This is a genomic window from Parvibaculum sp., from assembly GCF_049672805.1.
GTDB lineage: Bacteria > Pseudomonadota > Alphaproteobacteria > Parvibaculales > Parvibaculaceae > Parvibaculum.
The window spans coordinates 1-6,212 of record NZ_JBATWS010000010.1; the positions used below are offsets into that span (position 1 = coordinate 1).

The following is a 6,212-nucleotide window of genomic DNA, read 5'->3' on the forward strand; positions in this document are numbered from 1 at the left end:
GGCCGCAAGACCGGACCCGGTTCAAACAAGGCATTACGCATCATGGCGAGTTTCTTCATTGATCGGCCCGTTTTCGCCTGGGTCATCGCAATCACCATCATGCTGGCGGGGCTGCTGTCGATCACGCAGCTTCCCGTTGAGCAATATCCGGCGATTGCACCACCCTCCGTGACGGTGACGGCGGTTTATCCCGGCGCATCTGCGCGCACGGTCGAGAATGCAGTCACGCAGGTGATCGAGCAGCGCATGAGCGGCATCGACCATTTGCGTTACATGTCCTCGACCAGTGACTCATCGGGCACGGCCAGCGTGACGCTCACCTTCGAACCGGAAGCCAATCCCGACATTGCGCAGGTGCAGGTCCAGAACAAGTTGCAGGCGGCCTTGCCTCTGCTGCCGCAGGAAGTGCAGCAACAGGGCGTTACGGTTGCGAAATCTGCAGAGAGCTTCCTGCTCGTCGTTGCCTTTATCTCGGAAGATGGCCGCCTCGACGAAACCGAAATTGCCGACTATGTGGCGTCGCATATTCAGGACCCGCTGAGCCGCGTGAACGGCGTTGGCGAGGTGCAGCTTTTCGGCCCGCAGCATGCAATGCGCATCTGGATCGACCCGCAGAAGATGCAAAGCTTCCGCATGTCGGTCGAAGACATTATCGCCGCTGTGCGCGCGCAGAACGCCGAAGTCTCGGCAGGTCAGCTTGGCGCGCGGCCCGCGGTGGAAGGTCAGCAGCTCAATGCAACGGTCACCGCGCAGTCGCGCCTCGAAACGCCGGAGCAGTTCCAGAACATATTGCTGCGCGTGAATGAAGATGGCTCGCAAGTGCGTCTCAAGGATGTGGCGCGCGTAGAGATCGGTGCGGAAAATTACCAGACGATCGGTCGCTATAACGGGGCGCCGTCTTCCGGTATCGCGATCCGGCTCGCCGTGGGTGCCAATGCACTGGACACCGCAGATGGCGTGCGGAAAAGGCTTGCGGAACTGGAGCCCTTCTTCCCCGAAGGTCTCAAGGCTGTTATTCCCTATGACACGACGCCCTTCGTGCGCCTGTCGATCAACGAGGTGATCAAGACGCTTGTCGAAGCGATCGTTCTCGTCATCCTCGTGATGTATCTCTTCCTGCAAAATGTCCGTGCTACCTTCATCCCGGCCATTGCGGTGCCGGTCGTGCTGCTCGGTACATTCGGCATCCTCGCGGCCTTCGGCTTTACCATCAACACGCTCACCATGTTCGGCATGGTACTCGCCATCGGCCTGCTCGTGGACGACGCCATCGTCGTGGTCGAAAATGTCGAGCGCGTGATGAGCGAAGAAGGCTTGTCACCAAAGGAAGCCACGCGAAAATCCATGGGGCAAATCACCGGCGCGCTGGTCGGCATCGGCGTGGTGCTGAGTGCCGTGCTCATTCCCATGGCGTTCTTCCCCGGCTCCACGGGCGCGATCTACCGGCAGTTCTCTTTGACCATCGTTTCGGCGATGGTGCTCTCCGTAATCGTGGCGCTTGTCCTCACCCCGGCTCTCTGCGCGACGCTGTTGAAACCCGGCACAAACCATGGCGGGGAGAAGCGCGGCTTTTTCGGCTGGTTCAACCGCATGTTCGGTCGCGGCACACGCTCCTATGAAAAGGGCGTGAAACGCTTTCTTGCAGGACCGGTTCGCTACATGACGATCTATGTGGCCATCGTTGCCGTGCTCGGCCTTCTCTTCCTGCGCATGCCGACCTCCTTCCTGCCGGATGAAGATCAGGGCTTCATGCTGGCTCTGGTGATGGCACCTTCCGGTGCCACGGCCGAGCGCACGCGTGAATCCATGAAGCTCGTTGAAGATTATTTCCTGGAGCACGAAAAGGACTCCGTCGCGGGCATGTTCTCGGTGGTCGGCTTCAATTTTGCCGGTGCCGGACAGAATTCCGCCATGGCCTTCATCAATCTGCGCCCGTTTGATGAGCGCGGGACGGACGAGACAAGTGCCTTCAGCATCATGCAGCGCGCCATGGGGTTCTTTGCCTCCATGAAGGATGCGATGGCCTTTGCCATCATCCCGCCAGCGATTTCGGAACTGGGCATTGCATCGGGCTTTGACCTGCAGCTCATCGACCGGGCGGGGCTTGGCCATGAAAAGCTCATTCAGGCACGCAACCAGCTTCTCGGCATGGCAGCGCAAAATCCGAAATTGATGGGTGTGCGTCCAAATGGCCTTGATGACACGCCGGAGTTCCGCGTGAATGTCGATAAGGAGAAGGCGGCTTCGCTGGGCCTCTCGCTTGCCGATATCAATGCCACGCTCGCGGCTGCCTGGGGCTCGACCTATGTGAATGATTTCATCGATCAGGGCCGCGTAAAGAAAGTCTATCTGCAGGCGGATGCGCCTTACCGCATGTTGCCAGAGGATGTTTTCAAGCTGCATGTGCGCAATGCGAATGGCGAGATGGTGCCTTTCTCCGCCTTTGCAACAACGCATTGGACGTATGGCTCGCCGAGGCTGGAGCGTTTCAACGGCTCCTCGTCCCGCCAGATTCAAGGTGCCGCCGCGCCGGGGGTCAGTTCCGGCGATGCGATGGCCGAAATGGAAAAGCTCGCGGCGCAGCTTCCCGAAGGCATCGGTATCGAGTGGACGGGCCTCTCCTATGAAGAGCGTCAGGCAGGCGCGCAGGCACCGGCCCTTTATGCCATCTCGATCCTCTTTGTCTTCCTCTGCCTTGCGGCCCTTTATGAGAGCTGGTCGATCCCGGTATCGGTGATGCTCGTCGTGCCTCTGGGTGTGCTCGGTGCGGTGCTTGCTGCCACGCTGACGGGCCTGTCGAATGACGTTTATTTTCAGGTCGGATTGCTTGTCACCATCGGGCTCGCCGCAAAAAACGCGATCCTGATTGTCGAGTTCGCGAAGGACCTCTACCTGAAGGGTGAGGGACTTATCGAAGCAACGCTGCATGCCGCGCAGTTGCGCCTTCGCCCCATCGTCATGACCTCGCTTGCATTCACGTTGGGCGTGTTGCCGCTCGCAACGGCATCCGGCCCCGGCTCGGGCAGCCAGAACGCCATTGGTATCGGCGTCATGGGCGGCATGATCTCGGCGACAATTCTCGCAATCTTCTTCGTGCCGCTCTTCTTCGTGGTCGTGCAGCGCTTTTTCTCGCGGGGCCGGTCAAACGCCGCCGCACCGGAATCGGAAATTGAGTGATGAGAAAGTTTCTTCCTCTCTTCGCAGCCTCGCTTCTTCTCGGCGCCTGCACGCTTGCGCCGGATTATGAGCGCCCGGGCGCGCCCATCCCGCAGAACTGGCCGTCTGGTCCTGCCTATGGCGAAGCAGCGGAGAAGGGCGTCGATCTGGCAGAGCTTGGCTGGCGGGACTTTTTCCTTTCCGACGCGATGCGCGGGCTGATCGAGCAGGCACTCGAAAATAATCGGGATCTGCGCGAGGCTGTGCTGAATGTGGAGCGTGCCCGCGCCCTTTACCGCGTCCAGCGGGCGGAATTGCTGCCTGCTATTCGCGGCGAAGGAAACATGGCGCGTGAACGCATTCCGGGCGATCTCTCCGGCACCGGCCAACCCGTCACGGGAACACGCTATGGCGTGCAGGCAAGTGTGGCAGCCTATGAGCTTGATCTCTTCGGCCGCGTGCAGAGCCTCAACGAGCGGGCCTTGCGGGACTATTTCGCAACTGAGGAAGCGCGCCGCGCAGCACAGATTACGCTGATTGCCGAAGTGGCAAATGCCTATCTGACGCTCAAGGCGGATCAGAGGCTGCTCAAGCTTACCGAGGAAACGCTGGCAGCGCAGGAAGATTCCTACAAGCTGATCCAGATGAGCTTTGATCGCGGTGTGTCATCTAAGCTCGAACTGGCGCAGGCACAGACAGCCGTAGAGACAGCGCGCGTGAACAGCTACGCCTTTGTTCGCCAGGTTGCACAGGACCGCAATGCGCTGGCACTTCTCGTAGGTGCGCCGATTGATGAAACAGCGCTTGATGACGCGCAGGGTATCGAGAACCTCATCGCCGATCTGCCGGTGGGTCTGCCCTCCGACCTGCTGGAAAACAGGCCGGATATTCGGCAGGCGGAGCATCTGCTTCGTGGCGCAAATGCGAATATCGGCGCGGCACGGGCTGCGTTTTTCCCGCGCATTGCGTTGACGGCATCAGGCGGTACGGCAAGCAGCTCCCTTTCCGGTCTGTTCGAGCCGGGCTCAGGCGCATGGAGCTTCATGCCGCAGATCAGTATCCCCATCTTTGAAGGCGGGAAAAATCTCGCCAATCTCCGCGCCGCCGAGGTGGAGCGCGAAATCCATATTGCCCGTTATGAAGGGGCGATCCAGACAGCGTTCCGCGAAGTGGCCGATGCGCTGGCGGGGCAGGGCACCTATGAAGGACAGGTTGCCGCACAGCGCGCGCTTGTCGAGGCGACGGCAGAAAGCTATGCGCTCGCAGAGCGCCGCTATCGCAGCGGCATTGACAGCTACTTGACCCTGCTTGATGCGCAGCGCTCGCTTTACGCAGCGCAACAGGAGCTTATCCGTATCCAGCTTGCGCAGGTCAGCAATACCGTCAACCTTTACAAGGTTCTGGGCGGCGGCGGCTTGGAGCACACGACAGAAGAGGCGGCACAATAAGCCGGGCAGGGTGTCGGGCCGTGGGAGGGAAAGCTGAATGCAGGCGCTGAAAAGAAAAAACGCACCAAACCGCCGGGAGAAAAGGCGGAAGGCTATTCTTGAGGCTGCGCGGCAGGTTTTTCTTCGTCAGGGCTATGGGGCCACCAGTCTTAACGACATTGTTGGCGTCTCGGGTGGCTCACTCGCAACGCTTTATGATCTTTTTGGCGGCAAGGCCGGGCTCTTTCAGGCGATGGTCGAGGAGGAGTGCGAGAATTTCTTCGGCCATCTCGATTTTGAGACGCTGGAGGGAAAGGAACCGCCGGAAGCGCTGCGCGAGATAGCGACGCTCTTTCTGGAGGGCGTCCTTCAGCAACCGAAAATGTCGCTGCTCCGCGTTATCGTTGCTGAAGTGCCGCAATTCCCCGAAGTAGGCACCATCTTCTATCGCGCAGGTCCGGGGTTTGGCCATGAGATCGTGACGGATTATCTCCGCACGCAATCCGCACTCGGAAAGCTCAGGATCGATGATCCGATGCGCGCGGCACGCACCTTCATCGCGCTCGTTCTCGGCCCCTTCCACATGAAAGTATTGTGCGGTGAGGAAATCGACCTCACCCCGGAAGAAATCGAGCAGCATCTTGATTTCACGCTTTCTGCCTTTTTCCGGCTCTACGAACCCGCAGTCGGGTAGCACCGTCCGCTGTCGGTCGCTTGTCGGATGAGAGTTGTAGTACAATCCTTCGCATCAATGTGATTTCCGCGACGTCCCGCGAGGTTTCATCGTGGTGAAGATCAGGATCAAACGTATCTACGAAAAACCATCACGCGCAGATGGCGTGCGCGTGCTCGTTGATCGCGTGTGGCCGCGGGGGATCAGCAAGGAAGAAGCAAAGCTGACGCTTTGGCACAAGGAAATCGCGCCCAGCACCAGCTTGCGAGAATGGTTTGGACACGATCCTGCTCGTTGGGCTGAATTCCGTCGCAAATTCCGCGCTGAACTGGAAAACAATTTTACGGAAGTTCAGCGATTGAGAGATGCTCTTGGGCGCGGAACGGCAACACTTCTCTATGGCTCGAAGGATGAGGCTCACAATCAGGCTGTCGTCCTTGCCGAATATCTGGGCGGGAAGACTGGGTAGGGTGAGAACCCTGCCTCACAATGCCACAGGCATATTTTGTCATAATAGATGTATTATTGATCTATGTTTGACGAGGCACGGGGCCGTGGCGTGGCACAGATTGCAGGGCAGACCGAGCTTTCAGCGGTTGCTCAAGATTGTGAAGGGAAGACTGTTGAGGCCGCAATATCGCGACTCACAATAAGTCTCAACGGGATTCTTGCCGGTATCGGCCCCGCTACCAAAGAACAACGACCCCGGATAATTGCCCATGCGATGCGGGAATACGAGCGATGCCACCCCGGTGACAGTTTCGGAAATCTCGTAGAACGAGCGCGGTTTTCCAAGGAAGACAAGGGTTTATTGAGAGACTGGCTGGACGCCTTTGAGCATGCGACTGCTTCCCGTCTTCAGGAGCAGACGAAATTATCCATATTTCCTTCGCCAAGGGAAAGGTAGATGTTCCGGCCAGCATCGTCTAACAGTGTCGCTTGAAATTGACCTCTCT

4 protein-coding genes are annotated in these 6,212 nt (G+C 58.8%); all 4 read left to right on the top strand.

Annotation, left to right across the window (positions count from 1 at the left end; translation table 11 throughout):
- The first annotated feature begins 42 nt into the window (after positions 1-42).
- The 4 genes from WBF74_RS00400 to WBF74_RS00415 all read left to right on the top strand — a co-directional run bounded on the left by WBF74_RS00400 (position 43) and on the right by WBF74_RS00415 (position 5,725).
- Positions 43-3,177 carry an efflux RND transporter permease subunit gene (locus WBF74_RS00400; RefSeq protein WP_424433719.1) on the top strand — a complete coding sequence of 1,045 codons (3,135 nt, stop codon included), beginning with the start codon at positions 43-45 and terminating at the stop codon, positions 3,175-3,177.
- A complete protein-coding gene (locus WBF74_RS00405) occupies positions 3,177-4,604 on the top strand; it encodes an efflux transporter outer membrane subunit (RefSeq protein WP_424433715.1) in 1,428 nt (475 codons plus the stop codon). Before WBF74_RS00400 ends, WBF74_RS00405 begins: the two co-directional genes overlap by 1 nt.
- Before the next feature lie 37 nt (positions 4,605-4,641).
- Positions 4,642-5,277: a TetR/AcrR family transcriptional regulator gene (locus tag WBF74_RS00410; RefSeq protein WP_424433716.1), complete on the top strand. Its 636-nt coding sequence runs from the start codon at positions 4,642-4,644 to the stop codon at positions 5,275-5,277.
- Between the two features lie 91 nt (positions 5,278-5,368).
- Positions 5,369-5,725: a DUF488 domain-containing protein gene (locus WBF74_RS00415; protein ID WP_424433717.1), complete on the top strand. Its 357-nt coding sequence runs from the start codon at positions 5,369-5,371 to the stop codon at positions 5,723-5,725.
- Positions 5,726-6,212 lie beyond the last annotated feature (487 nt).